Origin of the sequence: Pseudomonas sp. UFMG81, assembly GCF_015354575.1 — a bacterium.
GTDB lineage: Bacteria > Pseudomonadota > Gammaproteobacteria > Pseudomonadales > Pseudomonadaceae > Aquipseudomonas.
Genome location: NZ_JACAFQ010000022.1, coordinates 44206 through 70196, shown reverse-complemented (window position 1 = coordinate 70196; position 25991 = coordinate 44206). Strand labels below are relative to the sequence as shown.

The window sequence follows — 25991 nt, the reverse complement described above, 5'->3', positions numbered from 1 at the left end:
GTCGTTCTTGTTGTTATCGAGGTCAGTGCTTGCTGGCGCCGGCAGCGCCGATACCGGTCATGGAGCGGATGAACTGGGCCAGGTAGCGGCCACGTTCGTCCTGGGCGCGCGCCGAGCTGTCGGTGACCGAGAACGCCCAGGCGCCGAGGAACGCCAGCGACATGGAGAACAACGCCGGGTTGCTGTAGGGGAACAGCGCGTGCTCGTTGTGCAGCACGTTGACCCACACCGCCGGGCCCAGTACCACCAGCACGATCGCCGAGACCAGCCCGGCCAGGCTGCCGCCCACCGCACCGCGGGTGGTCAGGCCTTTCCAGAACATCGACAGCAGCAGCACCGGGAAATTGACCGAGGCGGCGACCGCCAGCACCAGGCCGGAGAGGAAGGCGATGTTCTGCGACTCGAACATCAGGCCCAGCAGCACCGCGAACAGGCCGATCACCAGGGTGGCGATGCGCGACACGCGCATTTCCTGCTGTTCGCTGGCCTGGCCTTTGCGCATTACGCAGGCATACAAGTCGTGGGACACCGCCGAGGCACCGGACAACGCCAGGCCCGCGACCACGGCGAGAATGGTGGCGAAGGCCACCGCCGAGATGAAGCCGAGGAACAGGTTGCCGCCCACCGCTTGCGCCAGGTGCACCGCGACCATGTTGCCGCCACCGATGATCGCGCCTGCGGCATCACGGTAGGACGGTTCGGTGCCGACCATGACGATGGCGCCAAAGCCGATGACGATCAGCAGCAGGTAGAAGTAGCCGATGAAGCCGGTGGCGTAGAACACGCTCTTGCGCGCTTCCTTGGCGTCGCTGACGGTGAAGAAGCGCATGAGGATATGCGGCAGGCCCGCGGTGCCGAACATCATCCCCAGCCCCAGCGAGATGGCATCCACCGGGTTGGACAGCAGCGCCCCCGGGGCCATGATCGCCTGGCCCTTGGCATGTACCGCCACGGCACTGGCGAACATCGCCTCGGTGCTGAAACCAAAGTGCTTGAGCACCATGAAGGCCATGAAGCTGGTGCCCGACAGCAGCATCACCGCCTTGATGATCTGCACCCAGGTGGTGGCGAGCATGCCGCCGAAGGTCACGTACAGCACCATCAGCACGCCCACCAGCATCACCGCGTACAGGTAGCTGATGCCGAACAGCAGCTCGATCAGCTTGCCGGCGCCGACCATCTGCGCCACCAGGTACAACAGCGCCACGGTCAGGGTGCCGAACGCCGAGGTGATGCGCACCGGGCCTTGGGCCAGGCGGTAGGAGACCACGTCGGCGAAGGTGTACTTGCCCAGGTTGCGCAGGCGCTCGGCGATCAGGAACAGGATGATCGGCCAGCCGGCCAGCACGCCCAGGGCGTAGAGCAGGCCGTCGTAGCCGTTCATGAACATCATCGCCGAGATGCCCAGGAAGGACGCGGCGCTGATCATGTCGCCGGCGATCGCCAGGCCGTTCTGCATGCCGGTGAGGCCACCGCCGGCGGTGTAGAAGTCACTGGCCGAGCGGGTGCGCAGCGCCGCCCAGCGGGTTACCAGCAGGGTGAAGCAGACGAACACCAGGAACATCGAGATGGCGGTCCAGTTCATCGTGCGCACTCCTGCTTGACCTTGTCGTTGAGCGGGTCGAGCACGGTGTTGGCGCGATGGGTGTAAATGCCGGTGAGGGCAAAGGACAGCAGCACCATCAGCACCCCGACCAGCATGCCGACGCTGGTCACCCCGCCACTGAGCGACTGGCCCAGCACGCCAGGGGCGAAGGCCACCAGCAGGACGAAGCCGTAGTAGGCGGCGAGCATGGTCAAGGTGAGCGTGCCGTTGAGGCGGCGCTTGCGCTTGATCAGTTGCTGGAAGTCGGGGTGGTTGTTGATGCTCTCGAGGTGTTCGGGGGTCATGGCTGGCGTTCTCTCTGGCTGTTGTAATTGTTTTTTCAGGTCACGCGGGTGTTGCTGAGGGCTTGCACAGTCCTTGTAGGAGCGGCCTTGTGTCGCGAAAGGGCTGCATAGCAGCCCCGGCAATCTTCGGGCTGGAGCCGAGATGTGGGCTGGACTCGAGATCCTGGGACCGCTTTGCGGTCCTTTCGCGACGCAAGGCCGCTCCTACAGGGATCAAGGCGCCTCGGTGTCAGAGCTGGTCGAAATCGAGCACCACCTTGTCGCTCAAGGGGTAGGTCTGGCACGACAGCACGTAGCCGGCGGCCACTTCGTAGTCTTCCAGGGCATGGTTGCTGTCCATCTCCACTTCGCCCTCGATCACCTTGCACTTGCAGGTCGAGCACACCCCGGCCTTGCACGAGTACGGCAGCTCGGCGCCGATGGCGTTACCGGCGTCGAGCACGCTGCGGGTGTTGCGTGGCAGGTCGAAGGCCAGGGCGCGGCCGTCGCTGATCACCGTCACCTGGCTGACCGCCGAATCCAGCTCGCGCGCTGCCTCGCGGGCCTCGCGACGGGCTTCGCTGCCGGCGGCGGCGAACAGTTCGTAGTGGATACGCGCCTTGTCCATGCCGTTGGCCTGCAGGCTGTCGCGCACGGTCTCGGTCATCGCCTGGGGGCCGCAGATGAACGCGGCGTCGAGCTGCTTCACATCCAGCCAGCGGGAGAACAGCTGGCCGCACTTGTCGGCGTCGATGCGGCCGTTGTACAGGTCGACGTCCTGCTGCTCGCGGCTGAACACGAAGATCAGGTTGAGGCGGTCCAGGTACTGGTTCTTCAAATCTTCCAGGCGGTCGCGGAACAGCGCGCTGTTGCTGGCGCGGTTGCCGTACAGCAGGGTGAAGCGGCTGTGCGGCTCGGTCGCCAGGGTGGTGGCGACCAGCGACAGGATCGGGGTGATGCCGCTGCCGGCGGCCACGCCCAGGTAGTTGCCCTGGCGCGCCGGGTCCAGCGGCACGAAGAAGTTGCCCGACGGCGGCATCACCTCCAGTTGCTGGCCGGCCTTGAGCACTTCGTTGGCAAAGGCCGAGAAGCGCCCGCCGGGCACGCGCTTGACCGCCACGCGCAGCTCGCCGTCCTGCACCGCGCTGCAGATCGAATAGGAACGGCGCACTTCCTCGTCATCGAGCTGGGTGCGCATGACCAGGTACTGGCCCTGGGTGAAGCGGAAATCTTCTTGCAGGTGTGCGGGCACGTCGAAGGCGATGGACACTGCGTCGCGGGTTTCCTGGCGCACTTGCTTGATGGTCAGGCTGTGAAACGGGCTCATGGCGTTCTCCACGGCTCAAAGGCATTTGAAATAGTCGAACGGCTCCAGGCACGCGCGGCAGCGGTACAGCGCCTTGCAGGCCGTGGAGCCGAACTGGCTGAGCAGTTCGGTGTGCGCGCTGCCGCACTGCGGGCAGCACACGCTGGGGACCGCACCGCGCAGGCTGGCGCTGCCCTCGGGCGGGGCGATGCCGTAGGCGCGCAGGCGTTCGCGGCCTTGGGCGCTGATCCAGTCGGTGCTCCAGGCCGGCATCAGCCGGCGCTCCAGCGCGGGTGCGGCGAAGCCGGCCTGCTCCAGGGCGTGGCGGATGTCACCCTCGATCACCTCGGTGGCCGGGCAGCCGGAATAGGTCGGGGTGACCACCAGGTGCAGGTGGCCGGCGCGCCAGTCGAGGTCGCGCACGATCCCCAGGTCGACCACGCTGACCACGGGTACTTCCGGGTCCATCACCTCGGCGAGCACGGCCCAGGCATGGGCCAGGTCGCCGTGTTGCTGGGCCCGGGCGCCGCGGTCGCCGGCGATCAGCTCACCAGGTCGCATCGGGGTAGGCTCGCGGCAGGAACTGCATTTCAGCCAGCAGCAGGCCGAGGTGTTCGCTGTGCAGGCCCTTGCGCCCATCCAGGTAGAAGTGGCTGGCGGCCTTGGGCAGCGGTAGATCGACCGAAGCGAAGATGGCGGTGACGGTGCTCAGCCAGTGCTGGGCGATCTGCGCCGGGTCAGCGCCGATACCGGCCTGGGCCAGCTGGACTTCGCCGTCGTTGGCGACGCTCAATTCGACCGTGAAGCGCCACAACGCAGGGATGGCCTCGAGCATGCGCCGACGGCTTTCTTCAGTGCCGCCACCCAGACGCTGCACCCATTCGCCGGAGCGGCGCAGGTGATAGGTAACTTCTTTCAGGGCCTTGGCGGCGATGCCAGCGATGCGTTCATCGCGGGAAGTGCTGAGCCCTTCGAGCGTGGCGTGGTGCCAGGCGTCGTAGAGGAATTGCTTGAGCAGGGTCACGGCGAAATCACCGTTGGGTTGCTCGACCAGCAGCAGGTTGCGGTAGGCGCGTTCATCGCGGCGGAACGCCAGGGCATCGGCGTCGCGGCCGTCGTCCAGCAGTTCGGCGGCGTAGTCCAGCCAGTTGCGGGCCTGGCCCACCAGGTCGAGGCCGACGTTCATCAGCGCCAGTTCTTCTTCCAGCGCCGGGGCCTTGCCGCACCACTCGCACAGGCGCTGGCCCTGGACCAGGGCGCTGTCACCGAGCAGCAGCAGGTATTGGATAAGTGCTTGCTTGTGCATGGCGGGCCTCACATGTGGCCGACTTCGGCGGGCAGCTCGTAGAAGCTGGCATGGCGGTACACCTTGTCGTCCGCCGGGGCGAACAGCGGGTCTTTCTCGTCGGGGGAGGAGGCGGTGATCAGTGCCGAGGGCACCACCCACAGGCTCACACCCTCGCTGCGGCGGGTGTACAGCTCGCGGGCGTTCTCGATGGCCATGGCGGCGTCGGCGGCGTGCACGCTGCCGACGTGCTTGTGGTTCAGGCCGTGCTTGCTGCGCACGAATACTTCGTAAAGGGTCCAGTCAGACATGCTCGATCTCCGCATCGATGGCCGCTTCAGGCGGCGTTCTTGTTCTGTTGCTTGCGTGCGTAGGCCACGGCGGCCTCGCGTACCCAGGCGCCATCCTCGATGGCCTTGCGCCGGGTGGCGACGCGCTCCTGGTTGCAGGGGCCATTGCCCTTGATCACCTCGTAGAACTCGTCCCACTGGATTTCGCCGAAGTCGTAATGGCCGCGTTCGGCGTTCCACTTGAGCTCGGGGTCGGGGGCGGTGCAGCCGAGCAGCTCGAGCTGCGGCACGGTCTGGTCGATGAAGCGCTGGCGCAGTTCGTCGTTGGTCTGGCGCTTGATCTTCCAGGCCATCGACTGGGCGCTGTTGGGCGAGTGCTCGTCGCTGGGGCCGAACATCATCAGCGCCGGCCACCACAGGCGGTTGATGGCGTCCTGGACCATGTCGCGCTGGGCCTGGGTGCCGTGGCGCATCATGGTCAGCAGCAGCTCGTAGCCCTGGCGCTGGTGGAAGCTCTCTTCCTTGCAGATGCGCACCATGGCGCGGGAGTAGGGGCCGTAGGAGGTGCGCTGCAGCACCACCTGGTTGACGATCGCGGCGCCGTCCACCAGCCAGCCCACCGCACCCATGTCGGCCCAGCTGAGGGTGGGGTAGTTGAAGATGCTCGAGTACTTGGCCTTGCCGCTGTGCAGCTTGGCGATCTCTTCGTCGCGGTCGGCGCCGAGGGTTTCCATGGCGCTGTACAGGTACAGGCCGTGGCCGGCTTCGTCCTGGATCTTGGCCATCAGCTGCAGCTTGCGCTTGAGCGACGGGGCGCGGGTGACCCAGTTGCCTTCAGGGAGCATGCCGACGATCTCGGAGTGGGCGTGCTGGGAGATCTGCCGGATCAGGGTCTGGCGGTAGGCGTCGGGCATCCAGTTCTTGGCTTCGATCTTGATCTCGGCGTCGATCTTTTCCTGGAAGGCGCGTTCTTCGGGTGACATCTCTTCCAGCGACTTGAGGCGTTTGACGCCGGTTTCTACGAGCTGTGCGTACATGGTCGGGCTCCCGGGGTGGGCTGCGTTGGGGCGTGGGGTATTTATAAGCGATACAAAACACAACATCAAACAGTATTTGATGTATCAAATAAGATTTCTGTATCACATTCATGGCCAATCGCTGGCAAGCCAGCTCCCACAGGGTCTTGTGGGAGCTGGCTTGCCAGCGAAAGGGGCGCAAAGCGCCCCCAGGCTTTCCTGCAGGCGAAAAAAAGCCCCGGACCATGCCAGGGCTTGATAGGTAGCGGCTGAATCAGCCAGCCAAACGTTTGTCATACACGTGGCAAGCCTTGCCTTCCGAGCGCTTCAGCGCCCCGCACGGCTGCAGGTGCACCTGCGTACTGATGCCGATATAGGTCTTGATCTGCTTCGCCAATTCACCCACCACCTGCTTGCGCTGGCCGTCATCCAGGTACTGGCTATCAGCCCGCAGCTCCACATGCACTTCGACCGTGTCAAGGTTGCCATTACGATACAGATGAATTTCATAAAGCTCTGAAAGCTGTTTTATTTTCAACACCTGCTCTTCGATCTGCGTGGGGAACACATTGACCCCGCGGATGATCAGCATGTCGTCGCTGCGCCCAGTGATCTTGCCGATGCGCCGCATCGGCCGCGCGGTGCCGGGCAGCAGGCGGGTGAGGTCGCGGGTGCGGTAGCGCACCATCGGCAGCGCCTCCTTGCTCAGCGAGGTGAACACCAGCTCGCCGAGCTGGCCGTCCGGCAGCACGGCGCCAGTCACCGGGTCGATGATCTCGGGGTAGAAGTGGTCTTCCCAGATGGTCGGGCCGTCCTTGGTCTCGATGCACTCCATGGCCACGCCCGGCCCCATGATTTCCGACAGGCCATAGATGTCCAGGGCGTCGATGCCCAGGCGCTGTTCGATGGAACGCCGCAGTTCATCCGTCCAGGGCTCGGCACCGAAGATGCCCAGGCGCAGCTTGAGGTCGTCGGGAGCGATGCCCTGGCGCTCGATCTCGTCGGCCAGGTTGAGCATGTACGACGGCGTGACCATGATGATGTCGGGCTGGAAGTCGCGGATCAGTTGCACCTGCTTCTCGGTCTGGCCGCCGGACATGGGGATCACCGTGCAGCCCAGGCGTTCGGCGCCGTAGTGCGCGCCCAGGCCGCCGGTGAACAGGCCGTAGCCGTAGGAGACGTGCACCTTGTCGCCCTTGCGCCCGCCGGCGGCGCGGATCGAGCGCGCCACCACGTTGGCCCAGGTGTCGATGTCGTTCTGGGTGTAGCCGACCACGGTCGGCTTGCCGGTGGTGCCGCTGGAGGCGTGCAGGCGCACCACCTGGTCCTGGGGCACGGCGAACATGCCGTAGGGGTAGTTGTCGCGCAGGTCGTTCTTGCCGGTGAAGGGGAACTTGGCCAGGTCGTCCAGCGTGTGCAGGTCGTCCGGGTGGGCACCGCAGGCGTCGAAACGCTGGCGGTACAGGGGAACGTTCTGGTAGGCGTGCAGCAGGCTCCAGCGCAGGCGCTCCAGCTGGTGCTGGCGCAGCGCGTCGATACTGGCGGTTTCCATTGGGTCGAGCAGGGCACGTTCGGCTTTGGCGTAGTGGTTCATGGTTTCACTCGAATTGTTCTTGTCATGGGCCGGGGCCCTGAGTGTCATGGGGGCAGCATACTGCCCGCCGTGCATTGCGTCTGCGGGCGGCTGATCAGAGGCGCTCGATCACCAGGGCGATGCCCTGGCCGACGCCGATGCACATGGTGCACAGGGCGTAGCGGCCACCGGTCTGTTCCAGCTGGTGCAAGGCGGTGGTGACCAGGCGCGCGCCGCTCATGCCCAGCGGGTGGCCCAGGGCGATGGCGCCGCCGTTGGGGTTGACCCGTGGGTCGTCGTCGGCCAGGCCCAGCTCACGCAGCACGGCCAGGCCCTGGGCGGCGAAGGCTTCGTTGAGTTCGATCACGTCCATGTCGGCCAGCGCCAGGCCGGTCAACTCCAGTACCTTGTGGGTCGCCGGCACCGGGCCGATGCCCATGATCCGCGGTTCGACACCGGCCACTGCCAACCCCAGCACCCGGCCACGGGCCTTGAGGTTGTGTCGGCGCGCAGCTTCCGGGCTCGCCAGCAGCAACGCGCAGGCGCCGTCGTTGACCCCGGAGGCATTGCCGGCGGTGACACTGCCGCCCTCGCGGAACGGCGTACCGAGGCGCGCCAGTTGCTCAAGGGTGGTGTCGCCGCGCGGGTGTTCGTCGTGCTCGACGCATTTGGCCGGGCCTTTGCGCTGGGGGATCTCGACCGGCACGATCTCCTGGGCCAGGCGCCCGTTGGCTTGGGCAGCGGCAGCTTTATGCTGGCTGCGCAGGGCGAAGGCATCCTGGTCCTCACGGCTGATAGCGAACTGCTCGGCGACGTTCTCAGCGGTCTCGGGCATCGAGTCGATGCCGTAGTGCGCCTGCATCTTTTTATTGACGAAACGCCAGCCGATGGTGGTGTCATACAGCTCGGCGCTGCGACCGAACGCCTGCTCGGACTTACCCATCACGAACGGCGCGCGGGACATCGACTCGACCCCACCTGCCAGCATCAGCCCGGCCTCGCCGCAGCGCAGGGCGCGGGCGGCATTGCCAATGGCGTCCAGGCCCGAGCCGCAAAGGCGGTTGATCGTGGTGCCAGGCACGCCGATCGGTAACCCGGCCAGCAAGCTGGCCATGCGCGCGACGTTGCGGTTGTCCTCGCCGGCCTGGTTGGCGCAGCCGAGGATCACATCGTCGACCTGGCTCCAGTCCAGCTCGGGGTGGCGGGCCATCAGGGCCTTGATCGGCACGGCGGCCAGGTCGTCGGGGCGCACGCTGGACAACGCACCGCCGTAGCGGCCGATGGGGGTGCGCACGGCGTCGATGATCAATGCGTGGGGCTGGAGGGTGTCAGTCATGGGAAGTCTCCGGTGCCAGCACGCTGCCGCGCACCCTGTAGGATTTGCCGTGGAACAGGGCGATCAGCTCGCCATGCTGGTTTTCGATGCGCACGTCGTAGTTGCCGGTACGGCCCTTGCGGCTCAGCTCTATCGCGGAGGCCACGAGCTGGTCGCCGCGTTTGGCTGGGGCGATGTAATCAATACTGCATCCCAGGGCCACGGTGGCTTCGTCATGGCTGTTGCACGCGAAGGCGAAGGCCGAATCGGCCAGGGCGAACAGAAAGCCGCCGTGACAGGTGCCATGGCCCTGGATCATATCGGCACGCACGGTCATGCCCAGCCGGGCGCTGCCGGGGCCGGCGTCGAGCAGTTCGATGCCCAGGCCCTGGCTGGCCGCGTCACGGGCGAACATGGCCTCGGCGCAGGCGCGCGCCAGGGTTTGTTGGGAGTGGTCAGGCATGCAGGCGGCCTCCTTCGGCGTGGGTACGGCGCAGCAGCAGGGAAGGGCGGTAGCGCTCTTCGCCATAGCTGCGTTGCAGGTTGTCGAGCACGCGCAGGGTGTAGCCGACGCCGAGGCTGTCGGCCCAGGACAGCGGGCCACGGGGGTAATTGACCCCGGCGCGCATGGCCAAGTCGATGTCCTGCGCGGTACCCACCCCTTGCAGCACGGCGTCGGCAGCCTCATTGGCCAGCATCGCCACCGTGCGCAGTACCACCAGGCCGGGCAGGTCGGTGATGGCGCTAACCTCGAGCCCGGCCTTGCGCAGCAAGGCAACCACCTGATCGCGGGCCTCGGCTGTGCAGTTGGCGGCCTGGCTGATGGCAATACGGGTGGCGCTGGCATAGTCCAGGGCTAGATCGAGCAGGACCAGGTTGCTCAGGCCGTCGTCGCGGGCACGCTGGCTGGCCAGGCGGCCGTCGGACAACGCCAGGGTGGCGTCGCCGACACGTAGCAGGCCGGTGCCTGCGCGTTCGGTGATACCAATACCTGCGGCGCGCAAGCGGTCCAGCAGGGGGTGCAGCACGCCGAGGTCGCCTTCTACCACGCAGCAATCCACGTTCGCCTGGCTGGCCAGGGTCAGCGGCTGTGGTTTTTGTGCGCCCTCAGCATAGCTATAGAAGCCTTGGCCGGATTTACGGCCCAGGCGCCCGGCATCCACCAGCGCCTTCTGCACCAGCGACGGCTGGAAGCGGAAGTCGCCGTAATAGGCCTCGAACACCGAGCAGGTCACCGCGTAGTTGACGTCATGGCCGATCAGGTCGGTGAGTTCGAAGGCGCCCATGCGAAAGCCGCCGGCGTCGCGCAGCAGCGCATCGAGCGTGGCGCAGTCGGCGGCGCCTTCTTGCAGCAGGCGCAGGCTTTCGGCGTAGAACGGGCGGGCCACGCGGTTGACGATAAAGCCCGGTGTGGATTGCGCGTGCACGGGCTGCTTGCCCCAAGCCTTGGCCGTTTCATACAAGCTGGCGGCCACGGCCGGGTCGGTGGCCAGGCCCGAAACGACCTCCACCAGGGCCATCAGCGGCGCCGGGTTGAAGAAGTGCATGCCGATCACTTGCTGGGGGCGCTTCAGGCCGGCGGCCAGGCTGGTGATCGACAGCGACGAGGTGTTACTGGCCAGGATGCAGTCGGTGCCGCACAAGTCTTCAAGCTGGCGCAACAGGCCTTGCTTGATCGACAGGTTTTCGACGATGGCTTCGATGACTAGGCGCGCGGGTGCCAGCGCATCGAGCGTGTACGCCGGCTGCAAGCGGGCGCTGATGGCTTCACGCTCGACGGCTTGCAGCTTGCCTTTCTCAACCAGGCGGCCGAGCTGCCGGTCGATGCCTTCGACGGCCTGCGCGGCGGCGCCTGGGCGATTGTCGTAGAGGCGAACCGGATGACCGGCCTGGGCGGCCACCTGGGCGATACCTGCGCCCATGGCGCCGGCACCGATCACCGCCACCAGGGTGTTGCGGTCGAGTGCGGCCATGGTCAACGCCCCTTGAACGCAGGGGCGCGCTTGTTCATGAAGGCGCTGACGCCTTCGCGGTAATCCTCGCTGCGCCCAGCCAGCCGTTGCAAGTCGCGCTCCAGCTCCAGCTGCTGGTCGAAACGGTTGTCGTAGCTCTGGTTCAGCGCACGCTTGATCAGGGCCAGGCCGTAGGTGGGTTGGGTTGCCAGTTGGCGGGCGAGGGCAAGTGCTTCGTCGCGCAGCGCGGCATCGTCGACTACGCGGTAGATCAGGCCCCATTGCTCGGCTTGTTCAGCGCTCAGGCGTTCGCCGAGCATGGCCAAGGCCTTGGCTCGGGCCATGCCGACCAGGCGCGGTAGCAGCCAAGTACCGCCGGAGTCCGGCACCAGGCCGATCTTGCAGAACGCCTGGATGAAACTGGCCGAACGCGCCGCCAGCACCAGGTCGCAGGCCAGCGGCAAGTTGGCCCCGGCGCCGGCGGCCACGCCGTTGACGGCGCAGATCACTGGCAGCGGCAGGTCGCGCAGGCTGCGCACCAGCGGGTTGTAGAATTTTTCGATGGACTCGCCCAGGTCGGGCATCTCGGCGCCGGGGGCGACGTTGCGATCAGACAGGTCCTGGCCTGCGCAGAATCCACGGCCTTCGCCGGTCAGCAGCAGTACTCGGGCGTGTTCGCTCTGGCGCACTTGCTTGAGGGCCTCGCGCACTTCCAGGTGCATGGCGCTGTTGAAACTGTTCAGTTGCTCGGGCCGGTTCAGGCTGAGCAAGGCGACGCCGTCGTCGTCGATGGAAAACAGGATGTGCTGGAAAAGCATGACAGAGGCGCTCCGTCGGTGGAGGGGAAGGGTCACTGGCCGAGGAAATGGGCCGGGCGTTTTTCCTGGAAGGCACGGATGCCTTCGTCGCGGTCGGCGGTACCGGCCAGCAGGGTGAAGGCGTGGCGTTCGAAACGCAGGCCGCTGGCAAGGTCGGTGTCCTGAGCCTTGAGCAGCGCTTCCTTGGCCAGGCGCACGGCCAGCGGGGCCTTGGCGGCGATGGCGCGGGCCGCTTGCAGGGCGCGCTCCACGGTCAGCTCCGGCTCGGTGATTTCGCTGACCAGGCCAGCCTGCAGGGCATGGCGAGCGTCGATGGCCTCGCCGCTGAGCACCATCTGCATGGCCAGCGGCTTGCCTACCGCGCGCAACAGGCGCTGGGTGCCTCCAGCGCCGGGGATGATGCCGAGGTTGATTTCGGGCTGGCCAAAGCGTGCGTCGCTGCCAGCGATGACGATATCGGCGCACATCACCAGTTCGCAGCCTCCGCCCAGGGCGAAGCCGTTTACCGCGGCGATCAGCGGCTTGGAGAAGGCGGCGATGCGCTGCCAGTGGGCCACGCGAGGGTCGTTGAGAATGCCGACCAGATCGCGCTCGGCCATTTCATTGATGTCGGCGCCGGCGGCGAAGGCCTTGCGGTTGCCGGTGATGACCACGGCGCGGGTGTGCGCGTCGCGCTCGGCGGCGTCGAGTTCGGCGGCCAGCTCGGCCAGCAACTCGGTGTTCAATGCGTTGAGGGCTTGCGGGCGGTGCAGGGTGACCAGGCGGACGCCATCCGCTGGGGGCTGCACAACGAGATTGCTTGGCATGGTGGTACCTCAGGCTGCACGTTCGGCGCCGGCTGCGGCCGGCTTTTTTTGGAGTTGTTGGCGGTGCTGGGGCGAGTATAGGCTAAATGCGATACTAAATATCAATACATAAATTGATTGTGTGTATCCATTTGCTTTTTGACTGCCTATCGTCGGCAAGCCGGCTTTCGTAGCCGTATGTCCTGTATATGTGTGCAGAAACCCGTGTGATGACTGGCTTTTCAGCGATCAGTGCTGCCGACAGAAAGCGATACACGTCAAGATAAATTGACTGAAATATTTGAATTGATACATGATCGGGCAGTCCTTTGAATCACATCGGGAGCCACCCCATGCCTTGCTACCGCCTCGACGGCCTGACCCCCGTGGTCCATCCCAGCGCCTATGTCCACCCCAGTGCAGTGCTGATCGGTGACGTGATCGTCGGCCCCGATTGCTATGTCGGCCCCTTGGCGTCGTTGCGCGGCGACTTCGGGCGCATCGTCCTGGAGCAGGGCGCCAACCTGCAGGACACCTGCGTGATGCATGGCTTCCCCGGGGGCGACACGGTGGTCGAACGCAATGGGCACGTTGGCCACGGTGCGGTACTGCACGGTTGCCGGGTGGGTGAAGATGCTTTGGTGGGGATGAATGCGGTGGTGATGGATGGGGCGCATGTCGCGCCGCGCTGCATCGTCGCCGCCACAGCGTTCGTCAAGGCCGGCTTCCAGTGCCCGGAGCAGAGCCTGGTGGTGGGGTCGCCGGCGCAGGTCAAACGGCCGGTCAGCGATGAGGAACTGGCCTGGAAACAGCGTGGCACTGCCGAATACCATGCCCTGACGCGACGCTGCATGACCTCGATGGTGGAGTGCTCTGCATTGAGCGAAGCAGAGGTGCAGCGCCCGCGCATGGGTGATTCGGGCTTCCGACCCAAGTCCGAGGGCGGCGCATGAGCCTTGCGCGGTCACGGCAGGCGGGTATAGTCGAGGCTTTAGCCGCGCCGCGCCCCCTCATGAGCAGCCTTGCCCCTCTGAATCACCTGATCACCCGCTTCCAGGAGCAGACGCCGATCCGCGCCAGCTCGCTGATCATCACCCTTTATGGCGATGCCATCGAACCCCATGGCGGCACGGTCTGGCTGGGCAGCCTGATCAACCTGCTGGAGCCGATGGGCATCAACGAGCGGCTGATCCGTACCTCGATCTTCCGCCTGACCAAGGAAGGCTGGCTGACCGCCGAGAAGGTTGGTCGACGCAGCTACTACAGCCTCACGGGCACCGGGCGGCGGCGTTTCGAGAAAGCCTTCAAGCGCGTCTACAGCGCGAGCCTCCCGGCCTGGAACGGTGCCTGGACCCTGGTGTTGCTGTCGCAGCTCGACGCCGGCAAACGCAAGGCTGTGCGCGAGGAGCTGGAGTGGCAAGGCTTCGGCGCCATGGGCCCGAACCTGCTGGGCTGCCCGCGCACCGATCGCGCCGACCTGGTTGCGACCCTGCGCGAGCAGGACGCCGAGGACGACAGCATCGTCTTCGAAACCCTGGCTCAAGAGGTGCTGGCCTCCAAGGCATTGCGTGCACAAGTGCGCGAAAGCTGGAATATCGATGAGCTGGGCCAGCACTACAGCGAGTTCATTCGCCTGTTCCGCCCCTTGTGGCAGGCGATGAGTGCGTTGGAGACACCCGACGCCAGCGACTGCTTCCTGGCCCGCACCTTGCTGATCCACGAATACCGGCGCCTGCTGCTGCGCGATCCGCAACTGCCGGATGAGCTGTTGCCGGGGGATTGGGAAGGCCGGGCGGCACGGCAACTCTGCCGCAACCTGTACCGGCTGGTGCAGGGCAGGGCAGAGGAGTACCTGGCCAATGCGCTGGAGACGGCGGATGGGCCGTTGCCGGATGCCAACAGCAGCTATTACCAAAGGTTCGGTGGATTGAGCTGATATCACGAAGGACCTGAAGCGCATTCAACCTCAGGCCGGTCCATAGGGCGACTGGCCGACTAGAAGAGCCGAATCCCTGCGGCCACCTCGACGGCTTTGCTGATGTTGTAGCCGACCACGCGCCACTGGTCAGCGTCTTCAACGAGCAGCACAAGCTCGGTCACGGCCATGTTCGCAAACGTCGACTGGGTCTGGATGGCGGCGTAATGGCCAGGCGGCGCATCCGGCAACTGCCGGGTGTAGGTGATCTGAAAATGATCACGTTGCTGCAGTTCGCCAAGCCCCATGCGCAAGCCGCTGATGCCGTTGACCCAGTTTGACTCGGACGTTGTCGCCTTGAGTGCCGAGCCAGTCGACGACCAGGTCATGTCGGCTCTTCCCGCATCAAGCAACAGCAGGAACGCATTCGCAGTACCCGCCACCTGTCGCTGCTGTTGTGCTGAGCCAGGTGGGGAGACCGTTACTGCCGACGTACTCGTCGCGGGCGCGTTGGTATTGATGGAGACATCGCAGCCAGCGAGCGCCAACACGCTGACCAGCAAGGTGAAACAGTGCTTCATGCAAAACCTCGAGGATGAGGGGTCCAGCGAATGATTAAAGCGAAAACCGAACGCGCTGGCCAGTCGCAAGGGCACCCACAACCCTTCAGGGCGAAACTCGTGCCAGCCGGAAGGGGTTTAACTTTGCCATTCAATGGCGGCGAGTAGTTGCAGGGTGCTTATTTGCTGTTTGTTCGAGCATTCATAACTTAACTCAACTAAATGCTTATTTAGTCGAGTTATCGTAGACGTTCATGAAAGTAAGCGACTTTTAAGCCCGTGAACTTGAGCCTGTGTTTCAGGTTCAAACCCCTGGATAACTTTCGCGCAAACGGGTAGCGAACCATTCCATGAACCACAAGGCGTCGGCAGACGGCGGCTGGGGAGGGGTCAGCAATTGATAACTCTCAAGCGGTACCGCCGGTGCAACACAGCGCACCAGGTTACCTTCCTGCAGTTCGCGATCGACCAGCACCGCGTTGGCCAGTGCGATGCCGTGGCCGCGCTGGGCCAGGGTCAACACAATGTCATTGCTGACATGTGAGGTCTGGGCCTTGACCCGAATGCGCAACCCAATGGCGGCGAACCAACTGTTCCACCAGGTGCCATCGTCCACGTGGATCAGCTGGTATTTCGGCAAGTCGGCGGCCTCCAGGCCTGCCGGCAGACGCGCCAGGTAATCCGGCGCGCAGACCGGAAACACCTCGGGGCGGATCAATACTTCGCGCACGCCGGACAGCTCACCAGGCAGGCCATAGGCAATGGCCAGGTCAGCCTGGCGGGCATCGACGCTGGTGAAGGTGGAGTTGGGCTCGATGGCAATCTTCAGGTCTGGCCGCAGGCTGCGCAGGGCTTCGATGCGTGGCGTCAGCCAGCGCGAGGCAAACGCAGGCCCGCAGAGAATGCGCAACCAGCGTTCGTCGCCGCGCTTGGCCAGGCGTGTACCGGCATCCGCGAGGATCTGCAGGGCCTCAGTAGCAGCCTGATAGTAGTGGGCGCCTTGCAAGGTAAGGGTGACGCCCCGGGGCGAGCGCTCGAGCAGGCGCACACCCAGCCAGTCTTCGAGGTTCTTCACGTGCCGGCCGATCGCCGGCTGGGTCACGTGCAGCGCCTGCGAGGCCGCTACATAACTGCCCAGCCGCGCCGCGGCTTCGAAGGCACGCACGGCGTTGAGGGGTGGCAAGCGATCGCGGGTCATGGGCGGCCAGGCTGTTAGTTTTTTTAATAGTGAGGGCAAATTTATTGTGCTTTTCCGTACAGTTCAAGTTGCCGACACTCCAGGAAGCGTAATTCCACGCTTTGAGGAACCATCGATGCGGCCTACAACAATAAAGAAGTCGTTCACCGGTTCAGGCCTGCTGGCCCTGACCCTTGCCGTCGGCCTGGCGCATGCCGCCGATACCAGAGGGCCATGCGGCGTGCCAGGGCTTGAACCCTGTCCGCAGCCCTTCGACAAGGTGCTGCCAGCCGCCAAGGACATGCTCAGTTGGGACCAGGACACGCGTGTCGTGGGATTCCGTAATACGTATCGCCTGTACGAGGGAGATGTGTTTAGCACCCACGGTGCCAAACCCTATCCGTTGCCGACAGCCAGCAGCCCGCTCAAGGAGGTGAGCTATAGCATGGAAGGCAAGCAGCGCGGCCTGGCCGATTACCTGGCAAGCCAGAGCGTGACCGGCTTGCTGGTGCTCAAGGATGGCAAGATCGCCTACGAATACTACGGCAAGGGCAACACGCCACAGACCCTGTGGACCTCGCGTTCAGTGGCCAAATCGGTGGTCAGTGTGCTTGTCGGCATGGCGGTAAAGGAAGGCAAGATCAAGTCGCTGGACGACAAGATCGCAATCTACATCCCGGAGCTCGAGGGCTCCGAGTGGCAGGACGTGACGCTGCACCAGTTGATGCAGCACACCTCAGGCGTGCAATGGGATGAGAACTACGCCTCGAAAGACTCCGATTTCTCGCACATGACTCAGTGTGAAGCCAAGCCGGACCCGTATGACTGCGTGCTGAACCTGGTGCGCTCGGTCAAGCGCAAGCCTGGCGTCAAGCCAGGTGAAGTCTGGTCCTATAACACCGGTGGCGCCTGGCTTGTCGGCCGCGTGCTGGAGAACGCCACGGGTATGACCTTGGCCAAATACCTGGAGAGCCGCCTCTGGAGTCGCTATGGCATGCAACAAGATGGCGTCTGGCATGCACTGGTGCCGGGCAAGGTCGACATGGGCGGCCATGGCTTCAATGCCACGCTGCGCGACTGGGGCCGCTTCGGCGAGTTCGTGCTCAGCGGCGGGCAACTGGCCAATGGCGAGAAGCTGCTGCCGGACGACTGGATCGCGCGCTCGACACATTGGACGACGGCCAAGGGCTCGGTGACCGCGGCGGCGCCGAACGGTCAGTACGGCTATCAGTGGTGGTACAACGCGCCGGCGTCCGATACCGACGCTGAACCTAAACAGACGACGAACAGCGACAAGACGTTCTGGGCGCTGGGCATCTATGGACAGACGATCGCGATCAATCCAGCCGAGCACCTGGTGATGGTGCAATGGTCGACGTGGAAGAACGCCGAGACGCCAGCTTCGCTGTATGACGAACAGGCAGTGTTCGTGAATGCGCTGAGCAAGGCACTGACTCGGTAAAAAGCACGCTGGCGTGGCTTCGATTGTGGCGATAACCGGAGCCACGCCAATATACGAATTAGCGCATAATGCATATTATGTTAAACCAGATGCTATGTCAGAAATGTTCATGTAGACCTTTTCAACAATCACCGGAATCGTTGTCAGTATTCACCGAACTCCTTTGCACTCAGCTGCTTAGCTCCGCTTCTGAACCCTAGTCCTTAGAAGCCAATTCACCTATCGCCGACTAGAACGCTGCTAAATCCGGTGATATTTGACTGGGCCTGAGATCACAGCTAAACCTAAATCACCTGTTGCATCGCACCTCTTCATTATACTTCTCTAGAGGTCGCGGCGATGCACCCCTTCGTCTTCTTCCCGATCATCCCTCCATATAGCCAATGGCACCCAGAGCTCGGAACCCACGTCCCCGAGTGCACCGCGGTTTGCGAACAAATGGAAAAAGTCTCTCCGGATGCTCAGCCATTCATAAGCACCTGGTACTGCATGGAGTTCCTCAAGCACAGCGCAATCACGACCCCCTCTGGCTTCAAGTACAACCAATTGGCGTGCAACCTTGACGCTATGCTGCTTTGGAGCTTTCACACCCATATGCCGCTGCTTGACTGGGGCGAACAACAGGTACGGTGCTTTCTTGACTTCTATTGCGATCCCCCCGTGGGTTGTACGGCAGTAGCCGCACATAGTCGATTTATTGAGGAATGCTCAGTGCCGTTTAAGGACTGGACGATCAATCCAGAATGGAGACTATTCCGAAGGACTCCTAGCGGGGCTGGGTCGCTGATGCCCATCACTCGAGATCCGTGTACACGCTTGGTTTCTCATCTCCAGCACTTTTTTGACTTTTACAGGTGGTATACAGGTAGCCAGCGAGCCAATCCTGCTGAGGATGCTTCAAGCATCACTGGGAAACTTCCAATGAGCAGAGGCTCGGTCGTATTGAGCGAAAAGCAGCTGAACTGGCTCTTTACGATTGCGTTGTCGTCTCGCGTTCATGCCCGCCAATGCCTACAGTTGGCGGTTTACCTGGGGCTTGCACGCTATACCAACCTGACCGCTAAACAAATCATCGGTACCTTTAACACGGGTTTTACACTCGACCGTCTCCGGCTCGAATCAAACGGGGACTGGAGCCTTTCTGAGGTTTCAAGCGGCGTGCCGGAAACCTGGAGGCGCTTGCCCAAACCTATGAGTCCACTGATTCAGCGATACCTTCAGTCACGGCATGTCGATTTAAGCCGTCCATTGCCAAATCTGCCATTGTTCACTCACCTGAATGGTGTTGACGGCTACAAGGCCGATTCGATGTCGTCCAACCTGCGGCTCCTGCGCGAGCCGGTTGCCAATGCAGCGAGTGCTGACAGTGATCCAGTCATTGCTGCTTCGGCAGAGGTTTTCCGGAAAGTGTCATTTCGCATGGTGCGTCGGTCGTCCCGTTGCGTCCAAGGCTGCCCCCTATGATGTATCGGGAATGAGCTCGGAATACGCTCAGCCCTTACCCGTTTTCATCCCGACCCAGCGACCGATAATCGCTGCTATCAGTCGATTCGCCATCCTTCAACCACGGCACCGCCATAGGTGGACTTCCACTTTTTGAGCGCAGTGTGGTTTCCCCCTCGCGTTTCTATCAGAGCGCCGGTATGGGGATTTTTGTAAATTTTGACAGGATACTCCCGTGGACTGCGCGTAACATTCGTAGTAACCGTTTTTGCCGGAACTTTCTCAATCACGCCTTGATCGGCTTGTGGGAGATGGGAAGATTCTTTTCGTGGTGCGAGATACATGAGAATCTCACGAGGCGTAAATTGAAATTTGCAGGCCAGCTCGTCAAGGTCGTTCAAAAAACGCAAGGCGCGCACGACTTCTGCGTCGTGTAACAATGCAGCGGCAGTTTGAAGCTCGGATTCAATACGGCGGTTGATTTTAAAAATTTCAGCTATCTTATTCATAAAACCACCTCGTACTCGCCCTCACAACAGCGTCCTTCAATTCATCCTTTATTCGTGCTAGTTTTGTGGTTGTTGGTTGCTGCAGCTTGCATGCGTGATCGAAAATCTTCCGGACTGTAGCCCTCATAGCAAACGTCTGCTGGCTCGGGCTTGATGAGTTCGCTTTCGTCCAAAATGACGAATTCGCTTAAATTCTCCAAGTAAGACATAGTCGAGTAATTGTGTTCTGGAGAATTGATATCTGGATCACGGGCAAGCAGTAGTCGTGCGACATCTGCAGCGTTGAAACCATATGTATCCATCAAAATATGAAGAGCCTTGAAAAATTGCTCATCTAGCATAAAATCGCGAGAGGTGCGGATTTTCTCCACCTCACTCGCGGCCTCCGCCAAACGCCATTCCGCTTGCCTGAGTGCTAAAAATTCGTGAGATCTGGGCATGCTCACCAGCTCCGTCGCGCGAATGCTCTTTCTGAGTTTAGCGTATCAAATGGTTGCTCGGAAGGATGCAAAGAAATTGTCCGATTCTGATGCATCCAGTCATGCCGCTTCGTAGCTCGCCAAAACCGCGTAATATCAGTGAGATACGAGCAATGTCGATTCTTGTCGACCTTTAAGTGATTTTTTTCAATGATGCACCTTTCGGTTCCACGCTCACCTTGGTGTAACGGTAGTTTTGCTACAGGAACGCCCTTCCCTCTGCTCCAGGTTGGTGAAAGCTTATTGATTACTGGCGCCTCGTTTTATAGTGATAAATTGACGTAGGCTCAGCCGCATTATGCCGATTTTTGTCGATCTTTAGTGGTTTTAACGATGAACCTTTGGCCTCAAAGGCCATGCTGGTGATGGTGCCAGCGGGCGCAGGCGCGCCAATCCCTCTGCTCAAATTCATCAAATTTGTAGCCTGCTGACGCCTCGCTTAATACTGGTAAATTGACGAGCGACCAAACGTATTATCTCGATTTTTATCGACACTTAATTTAAGTTAGTGCTGCACTCGCGGCGTCCTTCACGCTGGTTAAATGATAGATTTACTATAGGCAAACGTTTTTCATGGCCAGGCTTTAAGGCACATGATTTGCTCAAATTGAGATAACCCTCCATTGATGGCAAAAGCATCAATGGATTTAACTATATTGCGAGCTTCCGAAGATATCTTGCAGCTGACGGCAGCCATGTCCACCACATCGTTCCTCTGAGTACGATCGGCGCAGAGTACAAGCTTGATCCAATAAAGGATCTGATCCCGCTGTGTCCGAATTGCCATGCGGTGGTGCGTCGTGGTTCTGAGGTCATGAGCATTGAGACTCTTAAGGAGCACCTAGCTGAAGCAAAGAGGCGCTCTGCTCTAGCGACCCGACCTCATAGTTTGTAACGCGGTTTTTGGAATGTAACGCGGCCGATGTTACATTCCAAAAACTAAGTTACAAGCCCGGGCCTGTAGGCTCGTCATCAGGTGGCTGCTGCAGCAATAGATGCCAATGCTCAGTCGGAACGGGCCGCATCCCGATGCGCTTGAAGATGAGCCATCTCCCTCCCCCATTCCTCGAAAAATTTTCAAAGTCATCCAAGTAAGGGCCCGCCGCAACTCGAGTAGACCCAACGCTGGCTTGAGAAAGTCGCTCCCGCCAGGGCATCGGGGTCGTGTGCTCGTCAACTATCAAACGGCCTGAGGATCGAGGCGATTTAGTGACCAAGTCGAGGAGATGATTGCAGGACAAAGCCACGTCGCAGAGGTCTCGTTCAACAAGATCCAGTTCCTGGAGGACAGCTACCGCCTTAGGGTCGCCAGGGCGGAGATCGGAGAAGCAGCCGCCTGAATCGACGCTCGCCTTCAATGAGATCGGCCAAGGTTTTACCCCTCCTCGCTCAGGCCGGCTTCCACCTGGTTGGCCTTGATGGCTTTGGCTGCTGCCTGTCCTCCCCGCTTGGTAAGGTCGATGCCGATGACTTTTATGTCCTCAGCGCCAGGATATCTAGAGGCGATACTCAGCCAGTGTTCCTGCAACGCTGCTACCAAGCCCTCAAGTCCGACACGATCACCGTTTTGGGTCTCCCATCTGGTTTGATCATCTCGGCTGACAAGCAAAAAGATCCCGCAGCTCGACCTGTCATCGCGAAGGTAATCCCCGCATAGCTGATTCTCAAGTCGCTCGAAATGCTGCGGCCCGCTCCAGTTCTGCGAGAGCTTCAGTTCGACCGGTACGGGAGCATCGAACTGGGTGTTCAGGAACCTGTAGTCAGGTCGCTTGTCGTCCGCAAGCTGCTCCTCCTGGACTACGCTGTAGCGGCCTGCAGCGCGCTCTCTACACCAGTCACCGATGTATTTGCGAACCGAGGTTTCTTGACTTGAAGGCAACAGAAGCTCTGCCCAACTTGAGTCACTCTCTTCCAGCACATGCTTCAAATCCATTAGGCGATCGATAGCGAGATTCCAAAGCTCTCGGTGCGTGGTAGGAGTGCTTTCCAGTGAGTTATGGAAATCGATGACTTTCTCTGGTGGCCAAGGCGGCGTATGAGAGTCTGCCGTGGCTTTCTGTTGCGCGTAGAAAGCACTCCAGGGGCGAAGGCTCTCGGAAGGATGCGCCCGAGCAATTTCCTCTAAAGCCAGGAACGCTTCCTTACCAGGTGTTTCTCGAATGAGAGCAAGTAATCCGTCACGTGCATTCTGGGCGTCGTCCCTCAGGCCTGGCGAGTAGACGCCTGTTCCTGCGCGCTGGATGTCATCCGCGATACGTACGTACTCGTTAACGAGCAGATACAGCGCTTTGGCATGCGCAACTGTCTTGTAATTTTGCCGGCAACGGTGTGCATTGTGACCACCAACAATGCCAATCAGGCACAGCATCGCAAATTGCGCTTTTGCGTCATCTGAAGGCAGCGAGTCGAGACGAGCCGCCAGCGCCGGGATACCTTCAGAAGGTTCCGATCCAATCCACATAGCAAACCAAGACGGCGCGATATCCAGATCGCTCTCTGCGATAGCACGCTCGCTGGCGAGATCAGCTAGTGCCTGATCACTGATGGGGGACTCCACTACGACGCTCATGACGAGTTGAAGGGATTCCAGGGTTTTCACAGGTTGAGCCAGCCGAGTCATGAGCGGGGTTGCTAGTGCTTCATACAGCCATTCACCACCGTAGCGCAGCCTGCGTAAGACATGGTTGCCACCTGAGTCCGAGTTTGGCTGACCCAGCTCGTAACAGATCTCACGATCTACGATTTCTAGAAGAGATTGCGGCCAGCGCTTGAACAACGTAGGGAGCCACTCTGGGAAGCCATTCAATTCAAGGAGAGCATAACGAACGGCATACTCAGCATCCCTGCAAGACATTTGGAGGAAACTGGACGACTCCTCCCTGGCTTCTATAGCAAGCCCCGTCAACCCCAAAATCACCTGGTATGGAGTCGTATTAGCCGGCGCGCCTTCTGATGGAAGTTGCGGGCAATAGCCCCTCCAGAAATTAATCGCCCCTACACGGAACGCTTGAGCGACCGGCATTCCGAACTCGAGAACGAGTGACTGCCAGTTGCCGTTGCTCCATGTACTTGAGGATGACGTACCATCACGCATCTCCTCGAGTAGATAGGCTTGACAGCGAGTCATCACACCCGGCTCGGGACTGTTGATGTGCGCTACATCGGCGGCAAGACCTTCACGCCACTCGCGACGTCGATTCGCTTCCTCACTCTTTCGTAGGGCCGCCTCTTCTTTCCACTGGGCTTGCTGGATCTCCCATTCCTCGACTTGTCGCGGCGGCGGATTCAGCATGAGTTCCAGCTTATCGCTTAGCTCGGCGTAGGACTCAGTGCCCCTTCGAAGCTGCACCTGCCATTCAATCGGCGTGCCATGCTGCTTATAAATTTCAAAGGCCATACTCATCGCCATGTGGCGATCTTGGAATTCAGTAAGGCTGACAATTTGGTCGCAGGCGCGACAAAAATTCTGTTTGTTCAGCGTCCAGAATGGTCGGAAACCGATCAATTGCCAGACGTTGATCACTGGCGAGTTGCGGTGCACACGCCCCTTTCGGGCAACCTCGACGTCATGCCAGAACAGTTTGTAATCAAGCTCAGGCCAAGCGGGCACCGCTATTCGGAGGTTTTCACCTAGCTCTTGAATTTCCCGCTCATCGTACACATGAGCTAGAGCGAGCTTGCTCAAGATGCCTAGGGCGGCTTCATCGAGCGCAAACGGATCGCGCTCATGGATCAGCCGGAGCACACATTGACCAGCAATTTCGGCAAGCCAGATGTACTTTTTCGAGATGGCAATGAAACCGTGATCTTTGGTAGGCGACTTGGCCAGAAGCTCCCCTAGCCCATGGATAAAGGTAGGGAAATACTCCAGCGGCAAACCTACTGCCAAGCTTGAAAGGTTAATCGCTAGGCTGTCCCTACCGCTGTAACGCTCCTTCTTGGCCGCTCGCTGGATCGCATCTAGCAACCAACGAATTGAGTCATCGTTCGGCGGCACGATATCGACGAGCTCTGCCAGCCACTCCCGATTAATGTCCTTGTCACCATTCAATAACCCTTGGCGTAGGTCAGCGACGTCCTGGGGCGTACCCAAATCGATGACGGCACGTATGGCTGCCAAACGCGTGTGCTTGTGCTGTGCAGTGAGAGCGAATTGCTTCGCTTCTGCGAGCGCGCCCACCACCTCCCCTTGCCAAACCATGCGTAACAGGAACCAGGTGATATCGTCGTTTGTGCTGTAGAGCGCCAGCAGGTCTTTGATATCTTCGGTGAGGTCATGGTGAGCGAATCGCTGTACAGCTGAATAGTCAGTCATTGACCAGCTATGGGCCGGCTGCGCCAAGTGCTCGCAAGTTTTACGCAACACGTTCCGGCGAGTCGTTAATGGGAGTTGGCCTGGATCACCACCCTCGAAGAATACCTCTGGAGCAACCTCCTCCAGCCGTGCGCAAATACGATCATCCAATAGCGCCAGCCAAGGCAAGACTGGACGCAGCGAGGGGTTGATTACCTGCAGTCCGTATTGGGTGCGGAAGAACAGATTCTCGATCTTGACGCGAGAGGCCGCATATCGAATTAGCTCGTGAAGCCATTCAGCTGTAAGGTATTCACGGACAGTGCGATGGTGAAAGCGTACCGTTCCATAAATGCCCGGCTCGAAAATCGGGCGGGTCAACAGAGTACCAGCGTCTGCGTCATTCCAGTCCTTAAGGACAGATCGAACTGGAATACCCTTTTTGTTGGCATCGCCATCGGGGACGCGGACGGCAGAGACCTGTCCAAATGTAGTCGCGGCAGCTATAAGACGGACGCCTTCGCGAAGCTTCTCTGGTGCGATAGGCTTGATCTCGGCGCGATTTTGGTCTCGCTCTTCCAGGCGACGATCGATACTGCTTTTCATCAGCTCCAGGCGCGAGCCTATACGATGGTGTGCCTGCCAATAATCGACGAGCTCCAAGAAGTCCAGCGGGCGCGTCGTCAGCGACCATGCATCCCTACGCTCAAGTTCAGCGTGAAATGCTTTGCCATCTTCGACACCAGTGGCTGCTAAGAACTGATCGACTTGTTTCCCATGAATGTCGTCGAGAGTCACTACGAGAAACAACACACCTGACTTCGATTCTGTTGAAACCGTGTGCGCTGAGTCTGCAAGCACATCAGACTCAGAAGTAGGTGCTTGCTGGGCTATGGGCTCAAAGGCAAAGTTCTCCTCACAGATCGCTAGATCCGTCCTGGCACGCCACGCTGTGCTCCGCCCGGTGATGAGTATGTGCGCCTGGGCCCCTAGACGTTGAGTCAAACGGCCAATTTTACGGATTGCACGCTCGAAATCTCTCGGGTCTTTTAACCGAGCTTCGTCTACTGAATCCATAAACAGCCACCCTTCGGTGCCTGAATCTAACCAGCTTTCAAACTCACTGAAGCTACCTTCCTCGATTGCGTCTTCCAAATCCGGGGAGACGTTCTCAATTCGTAGAAAGAAGGCCGTCTTCCCTTTACTACGTAGCTGGCGAGTCACGTTCCGGATTTCAGCGGTTTTGCCTGATCCCGCCTCGGACAGCAGTATCACTCGGTGGTGCTGAAGCAAGTCTGGCCAGCGAAGTTCTCCGTTCCCGCTATGCCGACCGCTCATATCTACGTCGTCGGACGCATCAGAATCGAAGGGGATCTTGGAGAAAGTACGATCAAGGTCGATAAAGGCGTCCGAGTGTCCGTTCATAGGTGTATCTCAAGCAGGTCAGATGCAGTCCCGAGCTGGGCTGCAGAGGCTCTGCCATCCTACCTGAATTGGTGCCAGCATCGGTGCCCTCCGCAGTTGTGCGACCAAGTTCCGTGAGCGCCAGCTTGGTCGACTCAACTACACCTGCGATAGGGGGTACGCGCTTTCCTTGGTTCCGCAGCATACGCTAATGGTGTGTCGGAGACCGACCACCGAGTGCTTCAAGTTGGTAGTCGGTGACTGACTGAAATGCGTATTCGGCCTCCAGACGGAGGCACTCCACCTCAGCGTCAGGCCTCCCATCCACTTTGGCTTGATCGTAACGTTTCATGGCCTCTAAGGCCTGCTGATACAAAGGATCATCGGGCAGGACTGGTTGCCGTTTTTTTCGCTGCATATGCTCAACCTCACATTGCTTCTGTGCTGCGAATTAGCGGTGCGGAGTTACCTCTACATACGAGTGCTCCTTTCCAGCCATGATAGTCTAGAAGCAGGATACGTAGCCCCCTATCAAAATG

22 protein-coding genes and 1 pseudogene are annotated in these 25991 nt (G+C 60.9%); 5 read left to right on the top strand and 18 right to left on the bottom strand.

Annotated elements, in window-relative coordinates:
• Positions 1-22: 22 nt before the first annotated feature.
• The 13 genes and pseudogenes from IX761_RS17215 to paaF form a co-directional block, all read right to left on the bottom strand.
• A pseudogene (locus IX761_RS17215) lies at positions 23-1591 on the bottom strand (cation acetate symporter); the annotation flags it as partial.
• Positions 1582-1890 (bottom strand): DUF485 domain-containing protein, encoded by a 309-nt coding sequence (locus tag IX761_RS17210; RefSeq protein WP_110993846.1) that lies wholly within the window; start codon positions 1888-1890, stop codon positions 1582-1584. The gene IX761_RS17210 and the pseudogene IX761_RS17215, both read right to left, overlap by 10 nt.
• A gap of 229 nt (positions 1891-2119) precedes the next feature.
• Complete coding sequence (gene paaE, locus IX761_RS17205; RefSeq protein WP_194790768.1) at positions 2120-3196, bottom strand: 1,2-phenylacetyl-CoA epoxidase subunit PaaE; 1077 nt, start codon at positions 3194-3196, stop codon at positions 2120-2122.
• A gap of 15 nt (positions 3197-3211) precedes the next feature.
• Positions 3212-3736 carry a 1,2-phenylacetyl-CoA epoxidase subunit PaaD gene (gene paaD, locus IX761_RS17200; protein WP_194790767.1) on the bottom strand — a complete coding sequence of 175 codons (525 nt, stop codon included), beginning with the start codon at positions 3734-3736 and terminating at the stop codon, positions 3212-3214.
• A complete protein-coding gene (paaC, locus tag IX761_RS17195; RefSeq protein WP_194790766.1) occupies positions 3723-4481 on the bottom strand; it encodes a 1,2-phenylacetyl-CoA epoxidase subunit PaaC in 759 nt (252 codons plus the stop codon). Before paaC ends, paaD begins: the two co-directional genes overlap by 14 nt.
• Positions 4482-4489: 8 nt before the next feature.
• The gene (gene paaB, locus IX761_RS17190; protein WP_023631078.1) at positions 4490-4771 is read right to left on the bottom strand and encodes a 1,2-phenylacetyl-CoA epoxidase subunit PaaB; all 282 of its coding nucleotides are present in this window, start codon (positions 4769-4771) and stop codon (positions 4490-4492) included.
• A gap of 26 nt (positions 4772-4797) precedes the next feature.
• On the bottom strand, positions 4798-5787 hold the full coding sequence (gene paaA, locus IX761_RS17185) for a 1,2-phenylacetyl-CoA epoxidase subunit PaaA (RefSeq protein WP_125464038.1): 990 nt from the start codon (positions 5785-5787) through the stop codon (positions 4798-4800).
• A 253-nt stretch (positions 5788-6040) separates the two neighbouring features.
• Positions 6041-7360, bottom strand: a complete 1320-nt coding sequence (gene paaK / locus IX761_RS17180; RefSeq protein WP_194790765.1) for a phenylacetate--CoA ligase PaaK — start codon at positions 7358-7360, stop codon at positions 6041-6043.
• Positions 7361-7454: 94 nt separating this feature from the next.
• Complete coding sequence (pcaF, locus tag IX761_RS17175; protein WP_194790764.1) at positions 7455-8675, bottom strand: 3-oxoadipyl-CoA thiolase; 1221 nt, start codon at positions 8673-8675, stop codon at positions 7455-7457.
• On the bottom strand, positions 8668-9117 hold the full coding sequence (gene paaI, locus IX761_RS17170; protein WP_194790763.1) for a hydroxyphenylacetyl-CoA thioesterase PaaI: 450 nt from the start codon (positions 9115-9117) through the stop codon (positions 8668-8670). The genes pcaF and paaI overlap by 8 nt, the downstream gene beginning before the upstream one ends.
• On the bottom strand, positions 9110-10627 hold the full coding sequence (gene paaH / locus IX761_RS17165) for a 3-hydroxyacyl-CoA dehydrogenase PaaH (protein WP_194790762.1): 1518 nt from the start codon (positions 10625-10627) through the stop codon (positions 9110-9112). Before paaH ends, paaI begins: the two co-directional genes overlap by 8 nt.
• Positions 10628-10629: 2 nt before the next feature.
• Entirely contained in the window at positions 10630-11424 is a 795-nt protein-coding gene (paaG, locus tag IX761_RS17160; RefSeq protein WP_194790761.1) for a 2-(1,2-epoxy-1,2-dihydrophenyl)acetyl-CoA isomerase PaaG, read from the bottom strand.
• A gap of 32 nt (positions 11425-11456) precedes the next feature.
• Complete coding sequence (gene paaF, locus IX761_RS17155) at positions 11457-12230, bottom strand: 2,3-dehydroadipyl-CoA hydratase PaaF (protein WP_194790760.1); 774 nt, start codon at positions 12228-12230, stop codon at positions 11457-11459.
• Positions 12231-12562: 332 nt separating this feature from the next.
• Between paaF and paaY the strand changes: the two genes are divergently transcribed.
• Together paaY and paaX are read left to right on the top strand one after the other, a co-directional pair.
• On the top strand, positions 12563-13162 hold the full coding sequence (paaY, locus tag IX761_RS17150; RefSeq protein WP_194790759.1) for a phenylacetic acid degradation protein PaaY: 600 nt from the start codon (positions 12563-12565) through the stop codon (positions 13160-13162).
• A 59-nt stretch (positions 13163-13221) separates the two neighbouring features.
• Positions 13222-14145 carry a phenylacetic acid degradation operon negative regulatory protein PaaX gene (paaX, locus tag IX761_RS17145; RefSeq protein WP_194790758.1) on the top strand — a complete coding sequence of 308 codons (924 nt, stop codon included), beginning with the start codon at positions 13222-13224 and terminating at the stop codon, positions 14143-14145.
• Positions 14146-14204: 59 nt separating this feature from the next.
• On the opposite strand, the gene IX761_RS17140 is transcribed toward paaX, so the two are convergent.
• Positions 14205-14705, bottom strand: coding sequence for a DUF4019 domain-containing protein (locus IX761_RS17140; protein ID WP_194790757.1), 501 nt, complete (start codon positions 14703-14705; stop codon positions 14205-14207).
• 283 nt (positions 14706-14988) lie between these two features.
• Positions 14989-15882, bottom strand: coding sequence for a LysR substrate-binding domain-containing protein (locus IX761_RS17135; protein WP_194790756.1), 894 nt, complete (start codon positions 15880-15882; stop codon positions 14989-14991).
• Between the two features lie 115 nt (positions 15883-15997).
• Between IX761_RS17135 and IX761_RS17130 the strand changes: the two genes are divergently transcribed.
• Together IX761_RS17130 and IX761_RS17125 are read left to right on the top strand one after the other, a co-directional pair.
• Positions 15998-17323 (top strand): serine hydrolase domain-containing protein, encoded by a 1326-nt coding sequence (locus IX761_RS17130; RefSeq protein WP_194790755.1) that lies wholly within the window; start codon positions 15998-16000, stop codon positions 17321-17323.
• 339 nt (positions 17324-17662) lie between these two features.
• Entirely contained in the window at positions 17663-18787 is a 1125-nt protein-coding gene (locus IX761_RS17125; RefSeq protein WP_194790754.1) for a hypothetical protein, read from the top strand.
• A 77-nt stretch (positions 18788-18864) separates the two neighbouring features.
• On the opposite strand, the gene IX761_RS17120 is transcribed toward IX761_RS17125, so the two are convergent.
• Both IX761_RS17120 and IX761_RS17115 read right to left on the bottom strand, forming a co-directional pair.
• Positions 18865-19275 carry a histone-like nucleoid-structuring protein, MvaT/MvaU family gene (locus IX761_RS17120; protein ID WP_194790753.1) on the bottom strand — a complete coding sequence of 137 codons (411 nt, stop codon included), beginning with the start codon at positions 19273-19275 and terminating at the stop codon, positions 18865-18867.
• A gap of 41 nt (positions 19276-19316) precedes the next feature.
• Positions 19317-19715, bottom strand: a complete 399-nt coding sequence (locus tag IX761_RS17115; protein WP_194790752.1) for a hypothetical protein — start codon at positions 19713-19715, stop codon at positions 19317-19319.
• 661 nt (positions 19716-20376) lie between these two features.
• Here IX761_RS17115 and IX761_RS17110 point away from each other — a divergent pair.
• Positions 20377-20649, top strand: a complete 273-nt coding sequence (locus IX761_RS17110) for an HNH endonuclease (protein WP_416366797.1) — start codon at positions 20377-20379, stop codon at positions 20647-20649.
• A 480-nt stretch (positions 20650-21129) separates the two neighbouring features.
• Here the strand turns inward: IX761_RS17110 and IX761_RS17105 are convergent, their stop codons facing one another.
• Positions 21130-25473 (bottom strand): NACHT domain-containing protein, encoded by a 4344-nt coding sequence (locus IX761_RS17105; protein WP_194790751.1) that lies wholly within the window; start codon positions 25471-25473, stop codon positions 21130-21132.
• Between the last annotated feature and the right edge of the window lie 518 nt (positions 25474-25991).